General features: G+C 70.8%; 18 protein-coding genes and 1 pseudogene. 17 read left to right on the top strand and 2 right to left on the bottom strand.

All coding sequences use genetic code 11. From position 1 onward, the window contains the following. The first annotated feature begins 10 nt into the window (after positions 1-10). A complete protein-coding gene (locus ACFWHU_RS02180; RefSeq protein ID WP_385799389.1) occupies positions 11-433 on the top strand; it encodes a PaaI family thioesterase in 423 nt (140 codons plus the stop codon). A 31-nt stretch (positions 434-464) separates the two neighbouring features. On the opposite strand, the gene ACFWHU_RS02175 is transcribed toward ACFWHU_RS02180, so the two are convergent. Further along, positions 465-1,469 (bottom strand): Gfo/Idh/MocA family oxidoreductase, encoded by a 1,005-nt coding sequence (locus ACFWHU_RS02175; protein WP_385799387.1) that lies wholly within the window; start codon positions 1,467-1,469, stop codon positions 465-467. Positions 1,470-1,722: 253 nt separating this feature from the next. Here ACFWHU_RS02175 and ACFWHU_RS02170 point away from each other — a divergent pair, with 253 nt between their 5' ends. The 11 genes and pseudogenes from ACFWHU_RS02170 to ACFWHU_RS02120 all read left to right on the top strand — a co-directional run bounded on the left by ACFWHU_RS02170 (position 1,723) and on the right by ACFWHU_RS02120 (position 12,640). After that, positions 1,723-2,442 carry a GntR family transcriptional regulator gene (locus ACFWHU_RS02170; RefSeq protein WP_385799529.1) on the top strand — a complete coding sequence of 240 codons (720 nt, stop codon included), beginning with the start codon at positions 1,723-1,725 and terminating at the stop codon, positions 2,440-2,442. A gap of 155 nt (positions 2,443-2,597) precedes the next feature. Further along, positions 2,598-3,608: a sugar ABC transporter substrate-binding protein gene (locus tag ACFWHU_RS02165; RefSeq protein WP_385799385.1), complete on the top strand. Its 1,011-nt coding sequence runs from the start codon at positions 2,598-2,600 to the stop codon at positions 3,606-3,608. 181 nt (positions 3,609-3,789) lie between these two features. Further along, positions 3,790-4,785 carry a sugar ABC transporter substrate-binding protein gene (locus tag ACFWHU_RS02160; RefSeq protein WP_385799384.1) on the top strand — a complete coding sequence of 332 codons (996 nt, stop codon included), beginning with the start codon at positions 3,790-3,792 and terminating at the stop codon, positions 4,783-4,785. Continuing rightward, positions 4,782-5,861, top strand: coding sequence for an ABC transporter permease (locus tag ACFWHU_RS02155; protein WP_385799383.1), 1,080 nt, complete (start codon positions 4,782-4,784; stop codon positions 5,859-5,861). Before ACFWHU_RS02160 ends, ACFWHU_RS02155 begins: the two co-directional genes overlap by 4 nt. 23 nt (positions 5,862-5,884) lie before the next feature. Further along, positions 5,885-6,799, top strand: a complete 915-nt coding sequence (locus tag ACFWHU_RS02150) for an ATP-binding cassette domain-containing protein (protein WP_387223955.1) — start codon at positions 5,885-5,887, stop codon at positions 6,797-6,799. Between the two features lie 274 nt (positions 6,800-7,073). Beyond that, positions 7,074-8,219, top strand: a pseudogene (locus ACFWHU_RS02145) (ROK family glucokinase); the annotation flags it as partial. A gap of 224 nt (positions 8,220-8,443) precedes the next feature. Further along, positions 8,444-9,013, top strand: a complete 570-nt coding sequence (locus tag ACFWHU_RS02140) for a hypothetical protein (protein ID WP_385799379.1) — start codon at positions 8,444-8,446, stop codon at positions 9,011-9,013. A gap of 156 nt (positions 9,014-9,169) precedes the next feature. Continuing rightward, complete coding sequence (locus ACFWHU_RS02135; RefSeq protein WP_385799378.1) at positions 9,170-10,489, top strand: alpha/beta fold hydrolase; 1,320 nt, start codon at positions 9,170-9,172, stop codon at positions 10,487-10,489. A 111-nt stretch (positions 10,490-10,600) separates the two neighbouring features. Next, positions 10,601-11,233: an MBL fold metallo-hydrolase gene (locus ACFWHU_RS02130; protein WP_385799376.1), complete on the top strand. Its 633-nt coding sequence runs from the start codon at positions 10,601-10,603 to the stop codon at positions 11,231-11,233. Between the two features lie 75 nt (positions 11,234-11,308). Next, the gene (locus ACFWHU_RS02125) at positions 11,309-12,088 is read left to right on the top strand and encodes an exodeoxyribonuclease III (protein WP_385799374.1); all 780 of its coding nucleotides are present in this window, start codon (positions 11,309-11,311) and stop codon (positions 12,086-12,088) included. A gap of 111 nt (positions 12,089-12,199) precedes the next feature. Then, the gene (locus tag ACFWHU_RS02120) at positions 12,200-12,640 is read left to right on the top strand and encodes a DUF6278 family protein (RefSeq protein ID WP_385799372.1); all 441 of its coding nucleotides are present in this window, start codon (positions 12,200-12,202) and stop codon (positions 12,638-12,640) included. Between the two features lie 653 nt (positions 12,641-13,293). Here the strand turns inward: ACFWHU_RS02120 and ACFWHU_RS02115 are convergent. Continuing rightward, a complete protein-coding gene (locus ACFWHU_RS02115; RefSeq protein WP_147874931.1) occupies positions 13,294-14,037 on the bottom strand; it encodes a hypothetical protein in 744 nt (247 codons plus the stop codon). A gap of 201 nt (positions 14,038-14,238) precedes the next feature. Here ACFWHU_RS02115 and ggt point away from each other — a divergent pair, with 201 nt between their 5' ends. From ggt to ACFWHU_RS02090, 5 genes are all read left to right on the top strand, one after another. Beyond that, on the top strand, positions 14,239-16,068 hold the full coding sequence (gene ggt, locus ACFWHU_RS02110; RefSeq protein WP_385799370.1) for a gamma-glutamyltransferase: 1,830 nt from the start codon (positions 14,239-14,241) through the stop codon (positions 16,066-16,068). A gap of 68 nt (positions 16,069-16,136) precedes the next feature. Next, positions 16,137-16,517, top strand: coding sequence for a PPOX class F420-dependent oxidoreductase (locus tag ACFWHU_RS02105; RefSeq protein WP_385799368.1), 381 nt, complete (start codon positions 16,137-16,139; stop codon positions 16,515-16,517). Between the two features lie 226 nt (positions 16,518-16,743). Then, positions 16,744-18,369: a hypothetical protein gene (locus ACFWHU_RS02100; protein WP_385799366.1), complete on the top strand. Its 1,626-nt coding sequence runs from the start codon at positions 16,744-16,746 to the stop codon at positions 18,367-18,369. A 255-nt stretch (positions 18,370-18,624) separates the two neighbouring features. Beyond that, on the top strand, positions 18,625-19,467 hold the full coding sequence (locus tag ACFWHU_RS02095) for a nitrilase-related carbon-nitrogen hydrolase (protein WP_387223279.1): 843 nt from the start codon (positions 18,625-18,627) through the stop codon (positions 19,465-19,467). A gap of 86 nt (positions 19,468-19,553) precedes the next feature. After that, a complete protein-coding gene (locus ACFWHU_RS02090; RefSeq protein WP_385799527.1) occupies positions 19,554-20,825 on the top strand; it encodes an aspartate aminotransferase family protein in 1,272 nt (423 codons plus the stop codon). Positions 20,826-20,846: the final 21 nt, after the last annotated feature.

The following is a 20,846-nucleotide window of genomic DNA, read 5'->3' as shown; positions in this document are numbered from 1 at the left end:
GAGTTCGACCATGCAGGAGTTCGACATTGTCCTGGCGCGGAAGGTGCTGGACAGCCAGCCCTTCAGCAGCCTGCTCGGTACCCGGGTCATGGTCTTCGGTGACGGCGAGGCGGAGCTGGAACTGGACATCCGGGAGGACCTTCAGCAGCAGAACGGCTATCTGCACGGGGGAGTGCTGGCGTACGCGGCGGACAACAGCATCACGTTCGCGGCGGGCTCGGTGCTCGGTCCCGCCGTGCTGACGGCGGGCTTCTCCATCCAGTACATGCGCCCCGGCACGGGCCGCACGCTGGTCGCCCGCGCGTCCGTCGTCCACGCGGGCCGGCGGCAGGCGACGGTGCGCTGCGATCTGTTCACGGTGGCGGACGACGGTACGCAGACGCTGTGCGCGGTGGCGCAGGGCACGGTGCTCCCGGTGCCGAAGCCCGCCTGAGGGGTCGTCCCCGATCGCCGGGCGGGCTCGTTCAGCCGCCCGGGATCTCGTCCAGCCGTACGGGCCGGTGCTCCAGCCGGGACAGCTCGCACGCCTCGGCGATCCGCAGGGCGTGCAGCGCCTCGTGGCCGTCGCAGGGATTCTCCAGCTCGCCGCCCACGACGCGGATGAAGGCGTCCAGCTCCGCCTCGTACGCCGGGGCGAACCGCTCCAGGAAGCCCGGCCACGGGTTGTCGCAGCGCGGCGGGCCCTTCGGTTCGGTCGAGGTGATCGGCGTACGGTCGTCGAGGCCGACCGCGAACTGGTCGAGCTCGCCCGCCAGTTCCATCCGTACGTCGTACCCCGCGCCGTTGCAGCGGGTCGCCGTGGCCGTGGCGAGCGTCCCGTCGTCCAGGGTGAGGACGGCGGCGGCCGTGTCGATGTCCCCGGCCTCGCGGAACATCGCGGGGCCGGCGTCCGAACCGGTCGCGTACACCTCCACCACCTCGCGCCCGGTGACCCAGCGCATGATGTCGAAGTCGTGGACCAGACAGTCCCGGTAGAGCCCGCCGGACAGCGGCAGATACTCCGGAGCCGGCGGCGCCGGGTCGGAGGTGATGGCCCGGACGGTGTGCAGCCGGCCCAGCGCACCGGACCGTACGAGATCGCGGGCCGCGCCGTAACCGGCGTCGAAGCGGCGCATGAAGCCCAGTTGCAGGACGGTGCCGGCGGAGTCGACCTCCTTCAGCGCGCTCAGCGTGCCCTTGAGGTCCAGCGCGATCGGCTTCTCGCAGAATGCGGGCAGCCCCGCCCGCGCGGCGCGGCTGATCAGATCGGCGTGGGCGGAGGTGGCCGAGGCGATGACCACGGCGTCCACGCCCCAGGAGAAGATCTCGTCCACCGAGGGGGCCGCCGTCGAGCCCGTACGGTCGGCGACATGTGCGGCGCGAGCCGCGTCCGTGTCGGCGACGACCAGGGAGCCGACCTCGCGATGGCGGCTCAGCGCCTGGGCGTGGAAGGTGCCGATACGGCCCGTGCCGATGAGTCCGATGCGCATGGCCCCCAAGGTGGCCTTCGCCTCGTCGTCATGTCAAGCGTTTGTCCTGACATTTAGACCTGTTGATGATCTTTGCAATGATCTTTGCTCGGACGGTACCGATCTCCGACCGTCCGCTTCACTTGTCCTGACAACCGAACTACAGGACTTTCCGTCAACATCTCACGGGGCTACGCTCGCCCACGTGTCCAAACAGCCGGAGCAGGAGCAGCCGAGCGGGTCGGCCCCCCGGGCCGCCGCGCTCCAGCTCGGTGTGGACCGCACCAGCCCCGTCCCGCTCTACTTCCAGCTGTCGCAGCAGCTGGAGGCCGCCATCGAGCAGGGCGGTCTCGCGCCGGGCAGCCTCCTCGGCAACGAGATCGAGCTGGCGGGCCGGCTCGGCCTCTCCCGGCCCACCGTCCGCCAGGCCATCCAGTCGCTCGTCGACAAGGGCCTGCTGGTACGCCGCAGGGGCGTCGGCACCCAGGTCCTGCACAGCCAGGTCAGACGCCCCCTGGAGCTGAGCAGCCTCTACGACGACCTGGAGGCGGCCGGCCAGCGCCCCGCCACCCGCGTCCTGCGCAACACCGTCGTACCGGCCACCGCCCAGGTCGCCGCCGCCCTCGGCGTCGCGGAAGGGGCGGACGTACGCCTCGTCGAACGCCTCCGCTACGCCCACGACGAACCGATGGCCCGGCTGCGCAACCATCTCCCGCTCCAACTGCTCGACTGCGACACCGCCCAGCTCGAATCCACCGGCCTCTACCGGATGATGCGCGCCGTCGGCATCACGCTGCACAGCGCGCGCCAGTCGGTCGGCGCTCGTGCCGCCGACGCCGGGGAGGCGCGGCTGCTCGACGAGGCGACGGGCGCGCCGCTGCTCACGATGGAGCGCACCACCTTCGACGACACGGGGCGCGCCGTCGAGTTCGGCGCGCACATCTACCGGGCCTCGCGCTACGTCTTCGAGTTCCAGCTCCTCGTCCGTTCGTAGAGCCGCCGCACGGCCACCGGTACGGCTCCCCGTACGGCTCCTGGCCGTCCAAATCTTCGTAAGAATGTTCGGACAAAGTATTGACGGGGCCGCGCGACCGCCGCTAGAACTCCCCCAGCCGCAACGGGGCGGCCGGGAGAGAAGGCGGAACCACCATGCGTACCAACCGAAAGGCGGCGGGCCGCACGGCGGCGGCGCTGCTCACCGCTTGCGCGCTCGCCCTCGTCGCCGGATGCAGCGGCTCCGGAGGCAAGGACTCCGAGGACAAGGCTGACGACGGCGGGGGCGGTACGGCGGCCAAGACCCCGCGCATGAAGATCGCCATGGTCACGCACTCCGGCGAGGGCGACACCTTCTGGGACATCGTCCAGAGCGGCGCCAAGGTCGCGGCGGCCAAGGACAACGTCCAGTTCCTCTACGCGGCCAACAAAGAGGGCAAGGAGCAGGCCCAGCTGATCCAGAGCTACATCGACCAGGACGTCGATGGGCTCGTGGTCAGCCTCGCCAAGCCCGAGGCGGTCAAGGCTGTCCTCGCCAAGGCCACGGCCGCCGGTATCCCCGTCGTCACGATCAACTCCGGCGCCGAGTTCTCCGAGCCGTTCGGCGCGCTCGGCCATATCGGACAGGACGAGGCCATCGCCGGTGAGGCGGTCGGCGAGGAGCTGAACAAGCGCGGCAAGAAGAAGGCGCTCTGCGTCATCCACGAGCAGGGCAACGTCTCGCTCGAAGGCCGCTGCGCCGGTGTCAAGAAGACCTTCGAGGGCACCGTCGAGAATCTGAACGTCGAGGGCACCAACATGCCGGCGACGACGTCGTCGATCGAGGCGAAGCTCCAGAGCGGGAAGGACATCGACGCGGTCGTGACGCTCGGCGCGCCCTTCGCCGCCGCGTCCGTGAAGGCCAAGGAGAGCGCCGGGTCCGGCGCCGAGATCAACACCTTCGACCTCAACGAGGACGTGGTCAAGCAGCTCAAGGCCAAGGAGATCGGCTTCGCCGTCGACCAGCAGCCCTACCTCCAGGGCTATCTCGCCGTCGACGAGCTGTGGCTCAACAAGAACAACGGAAATGTCATCGGCGGCGGCAAGCCCGTACTCACCGGACCCGCCCTCGTCACGGAGAAGGACGTCCCCGCGCTGGAGAAGTTCACCGCACGCGGCACCCGATGACAGACAGCCGTCACCGCCCGATGACATGCACGTGCCCGTACCCGATGAACAGGCCCCGAACAGCCATGACCGATACTTGGGCCGCCGGGCCGGGTCCCACCGCGCCCGGCGGTATCGGGAAGTACGGCAAGAAGGGCACTGCGTCGTGGCAAGGGGTCGAACAGGGGTACGTCGGACAGGGGTGCGCGCGACGGGCGCGGTGCTGGCGGCGGTTCTCGGGGCGGCGTCCCTGGCGGGATGCAGCAGCACCGGCGGCAAGCGCGCCGAGGAGCGGGCCGCGGCGGCCGAGGCACAGGGGCGGGCCGCGGTGAGCACGCCGAAGTGGACCTTCGCCATGGTCACCCACTCGGGAGACGGCGACACCTTCTGGGACATCGTCCAGAAGGGCGCCAAGCAGGCCGCGGTCAAGGACAACATCAACTTTCTGTACGCGCACAGCGACGAGGGCCAGCAGCAGGCCCAGCTCGTCCAGTCGTACATCGACAAGGGCGTCGACGGGCTGATCGTCACGCTCGCCAAGCCCGACGCGATGAAGGCCGTCGTCGCCAAGGCCACCAAGGCCGGCATCCCGGTGATCACCGTCAACTCGGGCTCCGAGCAGTCGAAGCAGTTCGGCGCGCTCACCCACATCGGCCAGGACGAGTCGATCGCCGGTGAGGCCGTCGGTGACGAACTGGACGAGCGCGGCCGGAAGAAGGCCCTCTGCGTCCTGCACGAGCAGGGCAACGTCGGCCACGAGCAGCGCTGCGCCGGGGCGAAGAAGACCTTCGACGGCACGATGCAGAATCTTTACGTCGACGGCACCAACATGCCGGACGTACAGGCGTCCATCGAGGCGAAGCTCCAGACCGACAAGAGCATCGACGCCGTCGTGACGCTCGGCGCGCCCTTCGCGGACACCGCCGTCAAGGCGAAGGAGACGGCGGGCAGCAAGGCCGAGATCGACACCTTCGACCTCAACGAAGCCGTCGCGGGCTCGCTCAAGGCGGGCCGGCTCGGCTTCGCCGTCGACCAGCAGCCGTATCTCCAGGGGTACGAGGCCGTCGATCTGCTCTGGCTCTACCGGTACAACGCCGATGTACTCGGCGGCGGGCTCCCGGTCCTCACCGGCCCGCAGATCATCAGCAAGCAGGACGCGGCCGAGCTGGAGAAATACGCGGAGCGAGGGACCCGATGACCACAACCGCACCACCCGTGAAGGACCGGCCGGGCGACGGCGGGCAGGGCAGCCCGGCCAAGGACGAGCGGCTGCTCGGTGATTCGCCGCTGCGCAAGCTGCTCGGCAGGCCCGAACTGGGCGCGGTCGTCGGCGCCTTGGCGGTGTTCCTCTTCTTCGCCGTCGTCGCCGACTCGTTCCTCAAGACATCCAGCTTCGGCACCGTCCTGTACGCGGCGTCGACGATCGGGATCATGGCGGTGCCGGTGGCGCTGCTGATGATCGGCGGCGAGTTCGACCTGTCCGCCGGTGTGCTGGTGACCAGCTCGGCGCTGATCTCCTCGATGTTCAGCTACCAGATGACGGCCAACATCTGGGTCGGCGTGTTCGTGTCCCTGCTGGTCACCCTGGCCATCGGGGTGTTCAACGGCTTCATGCTGACACGGACGAAACTGCCGAGTTTCATCATCACTCTCGGCACGTTCCTGATGCTCACCGGTCTCAACCTCGGTCTGACCAAGCTGATCAGCAGGACCGTCTCGACCAAGAGCATCAGCGACATGGAGGGCTTCGAGTCGGCCCGTAAGCTCTTCGCCTCCGAACTTAACCTCGGCGGCGTCGAGTTGAAGGTCACCATCCTCTGGTGGGCGGGCCTGGTCGCCCTGGCGACCTGGATCCTGCTCCGGACCCGCTTCGGCAACTGGATCTTCGCGGTCGGCGGCAACGCCGAGGCCGCCCGCGCCGTCGGCGTCCCGGTCCGGCTGACGAAGATCGGCCTCTACATGGGCGTCGGTTTCTGCGCGTGGGTCTCCGGCCAGCACCTGCTCTTCTCGTTCGACGTCGTCCAGTCCGGCGAGGGCGTCGGCAACGAGCTGATCTACATCATCGCCGCGGTCATCGGCGGCTGTCTGATCACCGGCGGTTACGGCTCGGCGATCGGCTCCGCGGTCGGTGCGTTCATCTTCGGCATGACCAGCAAGGGCATCGTGTACGCGGAGTGGAACCCGGACTGGTTCAAGTTCTTCCTCGGAGCGATGCTCCTTCTGGCCACCCTGCTCAACGCATGGGTCCGCAAGCGCGCGGAGGCGACCCGATGACCAGCACGCCCAGCACGCCCGGCATGTCCACGTCCGGCACGTCCGCGACCGGCGGCACGGCGACCACGACGCCCCTGGTCGAGCTGGACGACGTCAGTAAGTACTACGGCAACATCCGCGCCCTCGAAGGCGTCTCGCTGGAGGTGTACGCGGGTGAGATCACCTGTGTCCTCGGCGACAACGGCGCGGGCAAATCCACTCTCATCAAGATCATCGCGGGGTTGCACCGGCACGACGCGGGCGAATTCCTCATCGAGGGCCGCGGGACCACGCTCGGCTCGCCGCGCGAGGCGCTGGACCTGGGTATCGCCACCGTCTACCAGGACCTCGCCGTCGTACCGCTCATGCCGGTCTGGCGGAACTTCTTCCTCGGCTCCGAGCCGACGAAGGGCGTCGGCCCCTTCAAGCGCCTCGACGTCGAACAGATGCGCCGCACCACCCGCGAGGAACTGCTGCGGATGGGTATCGACCTGCGCGACGTCGACCAGCCCATCGGCACCCTGTCCGGCGGCGAACGGCAGTGCGTGGCGATCGCCCGCGCCGTCCACTTCGGCGCGAAGGTCCTCGTCCTGGACGAGCCGACCGCCGCGCTCGGCGTCAAGCAGTCCGGAGTCGTACTGAAGTACGTGGCCGCGGCGCGCGACGCGGGTCTCGGCGTGGTCCTGATCACCCACAACCCGCACCACGCGTATCTCGTCGGCAACCGATTCGTGCTGCTCAAGCGCGGTGTGATGGCCGGCAGCCACACCAGGGAATCGATCACCCTGGACGAGCTGACGCGCCAGATGGCGGGCGGGTCGGAGCTCGAGGAGCTCAGCCACGAGCTGGCCAAGGCCCCCACCCCGGCCCACCTCGGTGGCCGTCCGGTGGACGACAACGGGCATCTGGTCGACAACGACGAGAAGGGCGAGCCGTCCGGCGGCACCGCCAAGCCCTGACCCACCTCCGTACCGCCCGGATGGCAGAATCGGCGGTGGTGGACAACCGTCCACCGCCGCCGTCCCGGACACCCGGTTCGGTGCGCCCCCGATCCGCAGGGACGACACGACACGTGCGAGCACCCAGGCCGCGTTCCGGTAGCAGCGCCGACCGTCCGGCCGGCGGCCCCGGGACCCGACGGACACAGCCCAAGGCGTGTCGTCACAGCCCCCGCGCCGGTTCGGCGGACCCCCGGCGTACGGCGGCTCCCCGGCACGTGAGGGGGCCGGTCCGATGAGTACCTACCGTGATCTCACCCACCGGGGCTCCGCGCGCGCCACCGTCCTGCGGACCGTCGGCACCCGCGAACGCCGCTCCCACGCCTCCGCGCCGCGCGTGCCCACCGTCGGGATCGACATCGGCGGTACGAAGGTGATGGCCGGCGTCGTGGACCCGGACGGCAACATCCTGGAGAAGATCCGCACCGAGACGCCGGACAAGTCCAAGAGCCCGAAGGTCGTCGAGGACACCATCGTCGAGCTGGTGCTCGACCTCTCCGACCGGCACGACGTGCACGCCGTGGGCATCGGCGCCGCCGGCTGGGTGGACGCCGACCGTGCGAAGGTCCTCTTCGCCCCGCACCTCGCCTGGCGCGACGAACCGCTCAGGGACTCGATCTCCTCCCGGCTCGCCGTCCCGGTGATGGTCGACAACGACGCGAACACCGCCGCCTGGGCGGAGTGGCGCTTCGGCGCCGGACGCGGCGAGGACCACCTCGTCATGATCACGCTCGGCACCGGTATCGGCGGCGCCATACTGGAGGACGGCCGGGTCAAGCGCGGCAAGTACGGCGTGGCCGGCGAGTTCGGCCATATGCAGGTGGTGCCCGCCGGCCACCGCTGCCCGTGCGGCAACCGAGGCTGCTGGGAGCAGTACAGCTCGGGCAACGCGCTCGTCAGGGAGGCCAGGGAGCTGGCCGCCGCCGACTCCCCGGTGGCGTACAACCTCATCGAACGCGTCAAGGGCCACATCCCCGACATCACCGGACCGCTGATCACCGAGCTGGCCCGCGAGGGCGACGCGATGTGCGTCGAGCTGCTCCAGGAGATCGGCCAGTGGCTCGGCGTCGGCATCGCGAATCTCGCGGCGGCGCTCGACCCGTCCTGCTTCGTCATCGGCGGCGGCGTCAGCGCGGCGGACGATCTGCTGATCGGCCCCGCCAGAGAGGCCTTCCGCCGCCAGCTCACCGGGCGCGGCTACCGGCCCGAGGCCCGTATCGCCAAGGCGCAGCTCGGCCCCGAGGCGGGCATGGTCGGCGCGGCCGACCTCTCCCGGCTCGTCGCCCGCCGCTTCCGCCGGGCCAACCGTCGCAGACTTGAGCGGTACGAGAAGTACGAGCTGTACGCGGAGGCCATCCGCACCGGCCGGATGCCGCAGGACCTGCGCGAGGAGCAGGAGCTGCGCGAGGCCGAGGAGTCCCGCGCCGCGGCGGTCCGCGAACGGCAGGAATCCGCCGCGGCGGCCCAGCCGAAGCCGGACGCGACACCGGAAACGGCGACGGATCCGGGGACACGGGCGCCCGACGCGCCGGAGCCGTCCGACCCGCCGCGAGAACACCGTACGAGTCCCAGCCGAGCCCCCCGCACCAGCCAGGAACCTCCTTCATGACCGTGCCCCGACAGTCGACGCCCGACGACGCGAAGCCGCCGGAGAACCACCGCCATATGGTCCGCCGCCGGTGGGTGACGGCGATAGTGATCGTGCTGCTCATCGGCGTCCCCGCCGGTTATCTGGTGATCTCGGCCGGCCAGAGCAGGCGCAGCGGACTCGACAAGGAGCTTGAGTCCTCGGCGACCGGCCTCACCGACGCCGTGCCGTCCCGGATGAAGCAGCGGGTCTTCGAGGTGCCGATCCCCGCGCGCGCCACGAACGTGCGCTACTACGAGACGAGCAACTGGAAGTCCAGCCGGCTGTATGTGCAGTTCAACGTGACGTCCGGCCGGCTCGACACCTTCCTCACCGAGCTGGGCTCGCACCGCTCGGAGCTCAAGGAGGGCAACGTCACGATCGCGCCCCGCGATTCGCGCACCGTCGGCTGGAACTTCGTCCCGACCCGAGTGTGGTCGGGCACCACGCACAAGCAGAAGGACCCACGTCCCACGCAGGACATCACCGTCGACCTGAGCGATCCGGCGATGCCCCACGTGTACGTGGTCTCCACGACGACCCCGTGATCGCGGTCGCCCCGTGACGGGCACCGGCGTGCGGGGCGGCGAGTGGAGTCGCCACCGTGTGAAGGATCTCCGTCCGGCGGCCGGTACTTGGGGAGGTCCGGCGAGTCTCCCCGACCCCCTCCCGTGCGGAAATGCGGGATGTGGGAGCGTGAGCGGGTGAGCGAGACCACCACGAAGACCTTGCAATACCGCGTCGACGGGCCAGAAGACGCACCGACCCTGATCTTGGGTCCCTCTCTCGGCACGACCTGGCACATGTGGGACAGGCAGACGCCCGAGCTGGCGAAACACTGGCGCGTACTCCGGTTCGACCTGCCCGGTCACGGCGGCGCGCCCGCCCACCCCGCCACCGGTGTGCCCGAGCTGGCGGACCGGCTCCTCGCCACGCTCGACGGGCTCGGCGTGCAGCGCTTCGGCTACGTCGGCTGCTCCATCGGCGGCGCGATCGGCGCGGAGCTTGCGCTGCGCCGCCCCGACCGGGTGGCCTCGCTCGCCCTGGTGGCCTCGTCGCCGCGGTTCGGTACGGCGGACGAGTTCCGCCAGCGCGGCGTCATCGTCCGTACGAACGGACTCGACCCGATGGCCCGCTCGGCGCCCGAGCGCTGGTTCACGGCCGGTTTCGCCGCCGCGCAGCCCGCGATCGTCGAGTGGGCGGTCCAGATGGTCCGCACGACCGATCCGGGCTGCTACATAGCCGCGTGCGAGGCCCTGGCGGCCTTCGACGTACGGGCGGAGCTGGGCCGGATCGGTGTGCCGACGCTCGTCCTGGTCGGCGCCGAGGACAAGGTCACCGGCCCCGCCGAGGCCCGCACGCTGGTCGCCGGGATACCGGACGCCCGCCTCGCGCTGGTGCCCGGAGCCTCGCACCTGGCGCCCGTCGAGCAGCCGGCCGCCGTCACGGACCTGCTCGTACGCCATTTCTCCACCGCCTGGCAGAACCCCTCCGACACCTCGACCGGCCTGACGGTGCTGCCCGACTGGGCCACCTATGCGGGTCCGGGCACGCCCGCCGGCCCGCCGACCCTGTCGCCGATGACCGCTCCAGTCGCCGAGATCGCCTCCGCCGAGCAGCCGCAGGCCGTGGCGGCCGTACGCCCGGATCAGTACGAGGCGGGCATGCGGGTCCGCAGGGAGGTCGTCGGCGACGCCCACGTCGACCGGGTCATGGCCGACACGGACGGCTTCGCCGGCGACTTCCAGGAGCTCCTCACCCGCTACGCCTGGGGCGAGGTGTGGAACAGGGAGGGTCTGGACCGCCGCAGCCGCAGCTGCGTGTCGCTGACGGCCCTCGTCGCGGGCGGTCACCTCGACGAACTCGCCGTCGAGACCAGGGCCGCCCTGCGCAACGGGCTGACCCCGGCCGAGATCAAGGAAGTACTGATCCAGGCCGCCGTCTACTGCGGCTTCCCGGCGGCGACCGCGGCGTTCCGCGTCGTCGCCGCGGTGGTCCAGGAGGAGACCACCCCCGAGCACTAGGGGATGTCACTCCCGTTTGCCGTACCGGGGGCGCGTGTCGACCATGGGAGGTGCGATACCGGTGGTCGTATCGGAACGCCGTCCAGGAATCCGCAACACGAGGTGGTCACGGTGAAGCTCACCAAGAAGTCCCACTCCTGCGTCCGGCTGGAGAAGGAGGGGCGGACGCTCGTCGTCGACCCCGGCGTCTTCAGTGAGCAGGACGCGGCGCTCGGCGCCGACGCCGTCCTCGTCACGCACGAGCACCCCGACCACTTCGACGAAGGCAGGCTGCGGGCCGCCCTCGAAGCGGACCCGGCCACCGAGGTCTGGACCCTGCGCAGCGTCGCCGAGCAGCTCTCGGCGGCCTTTCCGGGGCGCGTGCACACCGTGGGGCACGGCGACACGTTCACCGCGGCGGGCTTCGACGTGCAGGTGCACGGCGAACTCCACGCGGTGATCCACCCCGATCTGCCGCGGGTCACCAACGTCGGGTATCTGGTGGACGATTCGCTCTTCCATCCCGGCGACGCGTTCACCGTGCCCGACCGTCCCGTCGAGACGCTGATGCTCCCGGTGCACGCGCCGTGGAACAAGATCTCCGAAGTGATCGACTACGTACGCGAGGTCAAGCCGCGGCGCACCTTCGACATCCACGACGCGCTGCTCACCGATCTGGCGCTGCCTCTGTACGACGGCCATGTCGGCCGCCTCGGGGGTGCGGGCCACGCCAGGCTGGCGCCCGGTGAGGCCACCGACCTGTGAGGCCACCGACCCGTGAAGCCGTCCCGGTGGTCGCCGGAACGGGCACTGTCGGACCTCGCGGATAGGCTGTCGTCCATGCGCATCGCCACCTGGAACGTCAATTCGATCACTGCCCGGCTGCCGCGTCTGCTGGCCTGGCTGGAGAGCACGGGCACGGACGTGCTGTGCGTCCAGGAGACCAAGAGCACCCTGGAGCAGTTCCCCGCCGACGCCCTGCGCGAGCTGGGTTACGAGTCCGCGGTCAACGCCACCGGCAGGTGGAACGGAGTGGCGCTGATCTCTCGCGTCGGTCTCGACGACATCGTCAAGGGCCTGCCCGACGGCCCGGAGTACGAGGGCGTCGAGGAGCCCCGCGCGATCTCCGCGACCTGTGGTGACGTCCGGGTCTGGTCGGTCTATGTGCCCAACGGCCGCGAGGTCGCGCACGATCACTACGCGTACAAGCTGCGCTGGCTGGAGGCGCTGCGCGCGGCGGTGGCCGAGGACAGCGCGGGGGACAGGCCGTTCGCCGTCCTCGGTGACTTCAACGTCGCGCCGACCGATCAGGACGTGTGGGACCCGGCGCTCTTCGAGGGCGCCACCCATGTCACCCCCGCCGAGCGTGCCGCTCTGACGGCTCTCCGTGAGGGCGGTCTCTCCGATGTGATGCCGCGACCGCTCAAGTACGACCAGCCGTACACTTTCTGGGACTACCGCGAACTCCGGTTCCCGAAGAACCGGGGTATGCGGATCGACCTCGTCTACGGCAATGGGCCCTTCACCGCCGCCGTCAAGGACAGTTATGTCGACCGTGAAGAGCGCAAGGGCAAGGGAGCTTCGGACCATGCTCCGGTCGTCGTCGATCTCGACCTCTGATGTTCCGGAGGCCGGGTCGGCATCGTCGGGTCTGGCCCCGGGCATTCTGCCTCTGATACCGCCCGCGTGCCCTGAGGTGCGCGGGTACGGGGAAATGGCAGGCTGAGTGGTATGAACATCCCTTTCTTGGACAACTGGCGCAAACGCAACGGTGCTGATGAGGGGGCGTCGTTGGCATCCGTCGTCGGAAGCGATGCGGAAGGCGTGGCCGAGCTGCTCTCCGAGTGTGAGCTGCTGCGTGTCCGGGCAGGGCAGTCCGGTCTCGAACTGGACGATTCCCCGGCCTCGTTGGAGGCTCTGGACCAGTTGCCGCCGCACTGGCGCGACGACCCGGAGGAGCTGCCCTGGCTCGGCAACGACGCGGGGCTGTATCTCGGTACGGTCATCGTGCGTACGGTCGCGGGGGCGGCCTGGCACATCTGGCCCGGCGGTCACCCCGTCGTACGCCTCGTCTCCGGCCGGGAGATCCAGGTCGTGGAAGCCGGTCTGGACTGGGCCGTCAGCGGTGCGCCCGAACTGTCGCAGGTGTACGCGGAGGCGGCCGAGGCGTGATCGCAACTCCACTCTCTGGACGTTAATACGGCTTATGCCCGATTTATGCGTGTCGGGTGTGAAGTCCCTTGCCGGGCTGGATAGTTTGCGCTGACCGCGACATTGCCGAGAACGGGGAGGGCAGCGCATGGCCGTCGACCACGGTCCGACGGGCAGTCCGCGGCGGGAGCCGCAGTCGATTCCACGACCCACCCGCACACAGCCGACCGGATTCCCCGGTCAGGGAGTTCGGATGCGCGGACGCGCTCATCGCGCCGAATCTGGACTACGATTTGTCGTTCATCCCCACAGTGACGGTGGTCTCGACGGCAGAGGCCACGGATGCCGCGCCGGCCTCGGGTGCCACCCGGGAGTCCGTACGCGTCCGCCGTGCCCCGCGCACGCGGGGATGGTCCCGCCGCCGCCCGACGCGCGGTAGCTCAAGGGACACGGCCCGCCTCCCGCTCTCGCGGGGGGACCCTCTGGCAGCAGCCGGAGATCACTTCTCGCGCCGCGGGACCGACCGGCACCATGGGTCGGACGTGGACGGGGAGAAGGTCAGCTGCGCGCCGGGAGGGCCGTGCTCGACATGGAGCGGGCCCGCGTCGTCGCCACGTACGACGAGGGTGCCGCTCCTCCCTCCCCCCCCATCGGCTCCCGCACGGGGCCGCCCCTCAGCCGGCCGCCCGGTGCGAGGTGCGTACGACGGGAGCGGGCTCCTGCGCCGCCCTGGTGACGTCCGAGACCAGCTCGACCACATCGGGGCCGTACGCCTGCGAGTTGACCACCTTCAGCAGCAGACAGAACGAGTCGCGACCGTGCTTTCGCGACAGCTTCTCGTGGTGCCTGGCCAGATAGCGCGAGGCCGCCTGGTTGGTGATGGCCCGCTGCCCGCAGAAGAGGAAGACCGGCCGGGACTCCTGGCCGGCGGTCAGGCGCGCCAGGATGACGTACTCCGCGACGCCCGGCTCCGCGCGGTAGCGCTCGCTGCCTATCTGGAAGGCCCCGCGGTCCGGGCCCGGATCCGGATCCGTGTTGATCTTGACGCCGGGCAGCAGCGAGGACAGATGGGCGGCCATCCGGCGGTTGGACGCCGGACCGCCCAGACAGAACTCCGTACGCTCCCCGAACCCCTGCTGTGCGGAGTCGTGCTGGACTATCTGCGCGTGCGCGCCGCAGTCCTTGATCAGCGCGGACATCTCCAGCAGCGCGAAGACGTCATGACGGTGGACGGCGCCGTCGCCGCCCGCCTCCCGGTTGACGACCAGCAGACACTCGGAGTTGCCCGGCAGCCCGAAGAACGCCTGCTTCCTGCGCAGCTTGCGGCGCCAGAGATAGGTCCGGGCCATCCAGCCGAGGGCGGCGCTGATGCCGGTGGCGAGCACCCCGAGAACGATGTTGCGTACGTCGTCTGTCATGGGCGCGCATGTTAGCCGGACGACGCCGTCCCGGACATGGCACGCGGACTTCACGGGCCGCGAACACGGCCGGTCCGGTGACGAGGACGAACCGGCCGGCGGACGGCCCCGATGAACCGTTCATTTCATAGCACCAATGGTTCTGGCGGGGCGCGAGCGGTGAAGTTACGCTCCGCGGACGGACGTCCACCGGAGGTACAGATGCGCCGCCCCGCCGCACGCACCGCACGCACCGTCTCGGTCGTGGCTCTCGCCGCCGCCATGCTCTCGGTGGGCGCCGCGGCGCCTCCTACGAAGGCACCGGCGAAACCGCCCGCCAAGACCCCCGCCAAGACCCCCTTCGCCGTCGGCCACGGCGGAGCCGTGTCGAGCGTCGACACGGACGCGTCCGCCGCGGGCATCGAGGTGCTGCGGCGCGGCGGCAACGCCGTTGACGCGGCGGTGGCCACCGCCGCCGCACTCGGTGTCACCGAGCCCTACTCGGCCGGTATCGGCGGTGGCGGCTACTTCGTCTACTACGACGCCGCGTCCCGCTCCGTCCACACGATCGACGGCCGCGAGACCGCGCCCAAGTCCGCCGACGCCACCCTCTTCCAGGAGGACGGCAAGCCGATCCCCTTCGCCGAGGGCATGACGAGCGGACTCGGTGTCGGTACGCCCGGTACCCCGGCCACCTGGGAGCGGGCGCTCGACTCCTGGGGCAGCAGCTCGCTGCGGCAGCTGCTGAAGCCCGCCGAGCGGCTGGCCAAGGACGGCTTCACCGTCGACGAGACGTTCCGCTCCCAGACCGCGTCGAACCAGGCCCGGTTCGCCGACTTCCCGGCCTCCGCGGAGCTGTTCCTGCCCGGCGGCGAACTGCCGGTGACCGGTTCGGTGTTCAAGAACCCCGACCTGGCGCGTACGTACGCGGAACTGGGCAGGCACGGCACCGACGCGCTCTACCGGGGCGACCTCGCCCGCGACATCGTGCGCACCGTCCGCACCCCGCCCGTGGACCCGGACGCCACCCGCAACGTGCGGGCGGGCGATCTGACGACCGGCGACCTGGCCGCGTACCGGACGAAGCGGCAGACGCCCACGAAGGTCTCCTACCGGGGGCTCGACGTGTACGGCATGGCGCCGTCGTCCTCCGGCGGCACGAGCGTCGGTGAGGCGCTCAACATCCTGGAGAACACCGATCTGACGAGGGCCTCGCAGAAGCAGTATCTGCACCGCTTCATCGAGGCGAGCCGGATCGCCTTCGCCGACCGGGGGCGCTGGCTCGGCGACCCCGCCTTCGAGGACGTCCCCACCAAGGGCCTGCTGTCGCAGCGCTTCGCCGACTCGCGCGAATGCCTCATCAAGGACGACGTGGCCCTCAAGAGCCCGCTCGCGCCCGGGGACCCGGCGAACCCCGTGGCGTGCGCGCCGGGAGGTACGGCGGCGCCGACGACGTACGAGGGGGAGAACACGACCCATCTGACGGCCGCCGACAAGTGGGGCAACGTCGTCGCCTACACACTGACCATCGAGTCGACGGGCGGCAGCGGCATCACCGTGCCCGGCCGGGGCTTCCTCCTCAACAACGAGCTGACGGACTTCTCGTTCGCCGCCGCGAACCCGGCCGTCCACGACCCGAACCTGCCCGGCCCCGGCAAGCGGCCGAGGTCGTCCATCTCCCCGACGATCGTGCTCGACGACCGTGACCGGCCGCTCCTGGCGCTCGGCTCACCCGGCGGCGCGACCATCATCACGACCGTCCTCCAGACGCTCACCGGCCATCTCGACCGGGGTCTGCCGCTGGTCGACGCGATCGCCGCACCCCGCGCCAGCCAGCGCAACTCCGCGACGACGGAGCTGGAGCCGGGCCTCTACGACAGCCCGCTGCGTGGCCAACTCGAAGCACTGGGGCACGCGTTCACCAAGAACCCGGAGATCGGCGCCGCGACGGGCGTCCAGCGGCTGCCCGACGGCCGCTGGGTGGCGGCGGCGGAGAAGGACCGCAGGGGCGGCGGCTCCGCGATGGTGGTCCACCCGGCGAACCGGCCCTGACGCGCCCGTCCACGATCGCCGGACGGGTTCATGAAGCCCGTCCGGCGGCGCGGCATAGTCTCAGGGGTATGACTCTCGACGCGCTCCGCCGAAGCCGCTACGTCAGCCTCACCACGTACCGGAAGGACGGCACCGGGGTGGACACCCCGGTCTGGCACGCCGTGGAGGGCGGCGTGCTGTACATCTGGACCCGCAGCGACTCCTGGAAGGTCAAGCGGCTCCGTAACAACAGCCGTGTCGTCGTGACGGCGTGCGACGTGCGCGGGCGCATCGTGCCGGGCGCCGCGACCGCCGAGGGCACGGCGCGGCTGCTCGAAGGCGAGGAGGCCGCCCAGGTCAACAAGTTCCTCGCCCGCAAATACACCTGGCAGTTCTGGCTCGTCGCGAAGCCGGCCGCGCTCGTACGCCGCGGTAAGCGCGTGCACACCGGAATCGTGGTGACTTTCTGACGCCTCTTCGGCGCGCCGACTTGTGAAACAACCTTGAGCCGTAACCACATTTTTTCCTCGGAAACGTGACGTCGCCCACTCAGTGAGCACATACTTGAGTGATCGCACCGCACCGTGCGCGAAAATCCCGCGTAGCCGTCACGTAACACGGCTGCGGTTTCATGCCGGCGGGCCGGACGGTTGGCTCAAGGCAGTGCGCGGCAGGGCAGGGGCGGGAAAGACAGCGATGACTAGGCACGAACTTCCGGCGGAAATCGGGGCTTTCGCGCGGTACTTCCGCGGGATGACGGCGCTCCTCGACCCGGACGGCGGCTGGTACGCCGTGTTCAGGCAGCGGGACCCCGAAGGGCTCAGGGCCTGCCTCGACGGTGCCGAAGTACCGCCCTGGGACGTCGTGGAGTCGCTGCTCCACGACCTCGCCGCGAGCCACGAGAACCGGCCGGTCGACCGCGAGACGGCGCGGGCGAGCAGACTGCACGCCGCGTCCGCCGCGGCGCACGACCGGCGCCCCGGCGGCCCCGACGCGCTGGGCGAGCGGCTGCGGCTGATGCAGCACGAACAGGCCACGGCGGCGAGCCGTGCCGACGAGGTGATGCGCCGCCTCCGACTGGTCGGCCAGGGTTCGCCGGAGGCCGACCAGCTCGAATACGACCTGGCTTGGGTCCGCGACGACTACGCGCGCGCCACGGCCCGCTGCACCGAACTGCGCGAGCGCCTCGCGGCTGTCGAGCCGTCGAACGCCCAGGCCGCACACTCCACACACGCCACGCGGGGCGGATCCGCCCCGCGCCCCTCCTCGCCCGCGCACGCCGCACCGGCCGGCCCGGAGTACGGCTCCCCGGAGGCGAGACCCACGGCCGCCGAGGGGTGGTACCGGGCCGAGGAACCGACGGTGGACGACCAGTCGGTATTCGGCCGTCCCGACGGCGGCCGGCCCACCGCGCCCGACGAGTGGTTCCGCCCCGAGCCTGGCCGCACCGGCGAGGCCGGCGGCGGGGACGGCGGACGCGACTCCGCGTCCGCGGGCTGGGGCGGTCCGGACGGCCGCCGAGGCGCCGGTGACCCGAGCGACACGGGCTCCAACCCCGCCGTCGGCCCCGAGGATTCGCAGGAAATGGCGCAGGTGCCCGGCCAGCGCCGTAAGCAGCGCAAGCAGCGTGGCGCGCGCTTCGCCTTCACCGAAGGCACCGATCCGGCGGCCGCCCCCCTCGTACCGCCCGCCGCCACCGCACCGCCGCGCGGCGCCCGCTTCGGCGGCTCGTCGGGCTCCGAGCGGACCCGTACCGACGGGCCCGACAGCGGCCTGACACGGGAGCAGGCCGAGGCGCGCCGCGCCGCCCTCGACACGGTCGCCGTGCTCGTACGGCTGCGGGCCGCGGGCCGCAGCGGTGAGGCGCACGTGGCGCTCTGCGAGGCGGCGGCCAGGCCCGCCGAGCAACTGCCCTTCCTCGCCGCCGAACTGCACCGCGCCGAACTCGGCGCCGACTGGGCGTCGGTGCTGTGGGAGGCGTCGTCCCTGCCGCCGGACCGGCTCGCGGCGGCGGCGAGCGCGCTCGCCATGGCCGGCCGCGACGCGGACTGCGGTGTGCTGCTGCGCCAGGGCGTCTCCCGGCCCGCCGAGGACATAGGCCACGCGGCGGTCGCCCTCGGCGACGCGGGCCGCGCCCAGGAGGTCCAGGCGCTGCTCGGCGCGTTCGTTCGCGCCCGTACGCCCGAGGACGCGGCACGCGTCGCGGCGGTGGACCCCTCGCGCCTGGTCCCGTGGCTGCTCGAAGCGGCGCGAGCCGTCTCCACCGGCCACGAACGCGATCTCGCCCGTGCGCTGCGGAGCGCGGGCAAGGGCCGGGCCTGACGCGGACGGCTACGCCGGGCTCCGGCCCGGTCCGGCCGCCTCGAAGACGGGGCCCGGAAGCTCTGTGGACCGGGTGGGTGCGAATCATGATCGACTCTGCGGCTTAACAGCGATGGTCTTGCCCCCGTGGGGCGGCGGGCTTAGGTTCTCCTCCTACGCACCGTATCTACGGGCGTAGAAAGCGCTCGGAAAGCGCTTGGAACGCGCTCGGGAAACGCCCAGCAAACGCTCGACCTTCCGCCGAAGGAGCAGCTCGTGGCCAGAGTCGTACGCGCCGCACTCGTCCAGGCGACCTGGACCGGCGACACCGAATCCATGATCGCCAAGCATGAGGAGCACGCCCGCGAGGCGGCCCGGCAAGGCGCCAAGGTCATCGGTTTCCAGGAGGTGTTCAACGCCCCCTACTTCTGCCAGGTGCAGGAGCCCGAGCACTACCGGTGGGCCGAGGCCGTCCCCGACGGGCCGACCGTGACGCGGATGCGGGCACTGGCGCGGGAGACCGGAATGGTCATCGTCGTGCCGGTGTTCGAGGTCGAGCAGTCCGGGTTCTACTACAACACCGCGGCCGTGATCGACGCCGACGGCTCGTACCTCGGCAAGTACCGCAAGCACCACATCCCGCAGGTCAAGGGCTTCTGGGAGAAGTACTACTTCAAGCCCGGCAACGCGGGCTGGCCCGTCTTCGACACCGCCGTCGGCAAGGTCGGCGTGTACATCTGCTACGACCGGCACTTCCCGGAGGGCTGGCGCCAACTCGGCCTGAACGGCGCCGAACTGGTCTACAACCCGTCGGCCACCTCGCGCGGTCTCTCCAGCTATCTGTGGCAGCTCGAACAGCCCGCGGCCGCCGTCGCCAACGAGTACTTCATCGCCGCGATCAACCGCGTCGGCCAGGAGGAGTACGGCGACAACGACTTCTACGGGACGTCGTACTTCGTCGACCCGCGCGGCCAGTTCGTCGGCGACACCGCGAGCGACAAGGCCGAGGAACTGGTCGTCAGGGACCTGGACTTCGGGGTCATCGACGAGGTCCGCCAGCAGTGGGCGTTCTACCGGGACCGCCGCCCGGACGCGTACGAGGGGCTGGTGCAGCCGTGACCGAGGCACCCGCGAACCCGGCCGCCGCCGCGGCCGGCCCCGGCCCGGCGTCCCACGACGCGGGCGTACGCCTCCCCGCCACCGACCTGCACGGCCGGCACCGCGCGGTCCTCCCCGACTGGCTGGCCCTCTACTACAAGCGGCCCATCGAACTCACCCACGGCGAGGGCCGTCACGTCTGGGACGCCGAAGGCAACCGCTACCTCGACTTCTTCGGCGGCATCCTCACCACCATGACCGCCCACGCCCTCCCCGAGGTCACCAAGGCGGTCGCCGAGCAGGCCGGGCGGATCATCCACTCGTCCACGCTCTATCTCAACCGTCCGATGGTGGAGTTCGCGGAGCGCGTCGCCGCCCTCTCCGGCATCCCGGACGCGCGGGTCTTCGTCACCACCTCCGGCACCGAGGCCAACGACACGGCCCTGCTGCTCGCGACCGCGTACCGCCGCTCCAACCAGATCCTCGCGATGCGCAACAGCTACCACGGCCGGTCCTTCTCCACCGTGTCCATCACCGGCAACAGCGGCTGGTCCCCGACGAGCCTCTCGCCGCTCCAGACGCTGTACGTGCACGGCGGCGTCCGCACCCGGGGCCCGTACGCGCACCTGTCCGACACGGACTTCATCGCCGCGTGCGTCGCCGACCTGGAGGACCTGCTCGGGCACACGCGCGTGCCCGCCGCGCTGATCGCCGAGCCGATCCAGGGCGTCGGCGGCTTCACCTCGCCGCCGGACGGTCTGTACGCCGCGTTCCGCGAAGTCCTCGACCGGCACGGCATCTTGTGGATCAGCGACGAGGTGCAGACCGGCTGGGGCCGCACCGGAGACCACTTCTGGGGCTGGCAGGCGCACGCCGAGAACGGTCCGCCGGACATGCTCACCTTCGCCAAGGGCATCGGCAACGGCATGTCCATCGGCGGTGTCGTCGCCCGCGCCGAGATCATGAACTGCCTGGACACCAACTCCATTTCGACCTTCGGGGGCAGCCCGGTCACGATGGCCGCGGGCGTCGCCAACCTCTCCCACCTCCTGGAACACGACCTTCCCGGCAACGCGCGCCGCGTCGGCGGCCTGCTGATCGAGCGGCTGCGCGCCGCCGGCGCCGGTGTCCCCGCCGTACGGGAGGTGCGCGGGCGCGGCCTGATGATCGGCATCGAACTCGTGAAGCCGGGCACCGACGAGGCGAACCCGGAGGCCGCCGCGGCGGTCACCGAGGCGGCACGCGAGGGCGGCCTGCTGATCGGCAAGGGCGGCGGGCACGACACCAGCGTGCTGCGCATCGCACCGCCGCTGTCCCTCACGGTCGCGGAGGCCGAGGAGGGCGCGGCGATCCTCGAACGCGCCCTGGACAGCGTCTAGTCGCCGATCGCCCCAGCCCGT

The organism is Streptomyces sp. NPDC060366 (genome assembly GCF_042725135.1).
Lineage (GTDB): Bacteria > Actinomycetota > Actinomycetes > Streptomycetales > Streptomycetaceae > Streptomyces.
Note: the sequence above shows the minus strand (reverse complement) of the source record. Positions and strands in the feature narration are given on the sequence as shown.

Coding starts and splice junctions, on each gene's coding strand:
- ACFWHU_RS02100 (WP_385799366.1), top strand. CDS start 16,744: ATGACTAGGCACGAACTTCCGGCGGAAATCGGGGCTTTCGCGCGGTAC.
- ACFWHU_RS02140 (WP_385799379.1), top strand. CDS start 8,444: ATGACCGTGCCCCGACAGTCGACGCCCGACGACGCGAAGCCGCCGGAG.
- ACFWHU_RS02115 (WP_147874931.1), bottom strand. CDS start 14,037: ATGACAGACGACGTACGCAACATCGTTCTCGGGGTGCTCGCCACCGGC.
- ACFWHU_RS02105 (WP_385799368.1), top strand. CDS start 16,137: ATGACTCTCGACGCGCTCCGCCGAAGCCGCTACGTCAGCCTCACCACG.
- ACFWHU_RS02150 (WP_387223955.1), top strand. CDS start 5,885: ATGTCCACGTCCGGCACGTCCGCGACCGGCGGCACGGCGACCACGACG.
- ACFWHU_RS02155 (WP_385799383.1), top strand. CDS start 4,782: ATGACCACAACCGCACCACCCGTGAAGGACCGGCCGGGCGACGGCGGG.
- ACFWHU_RS02125 (WP_385799374.1), top strand. CDS start 11,309: ATGCGCATCGCCACCTGGAACGTCAATTCGATCACTGCCCGGCTGCCG.
- ACFWHU_RS02165 (WP_385799385.1), top strand. CDS start 2,598: ATGCGTACCAACCGAAAGGCGGCGGGCCGCACGGCGGCGGCGCTGCTC.
- ACFWHU_RS02180 (WP_385799389.1), top strand. CDS start 11: ATGCAGGAGTTCGACATTGTCCTGGCGCGGAAGGTGCTGGACAGCCAG.
- ACFWHU_RS02175 (WP_385799387.1), bottom strand. CDS start 1,469: ATGCGCATCGGACTCATCGGCACGGGCCGTATCGGCACCTTCCACGCC.
- ACFWHU_RS02120 (WP_385799372.1), top strand. CDS start 12,200: ATGAACATCCCTTTCTTGGACAACTGGCGCAAACGCAACGGTGCTGAT.
- ggt (WP_385799370.1), top strand. CDS start 14,239: ATGCGCCGCCCCGCCGCACGCACCGCACGCACCGTCTCGGTCGTGGCT.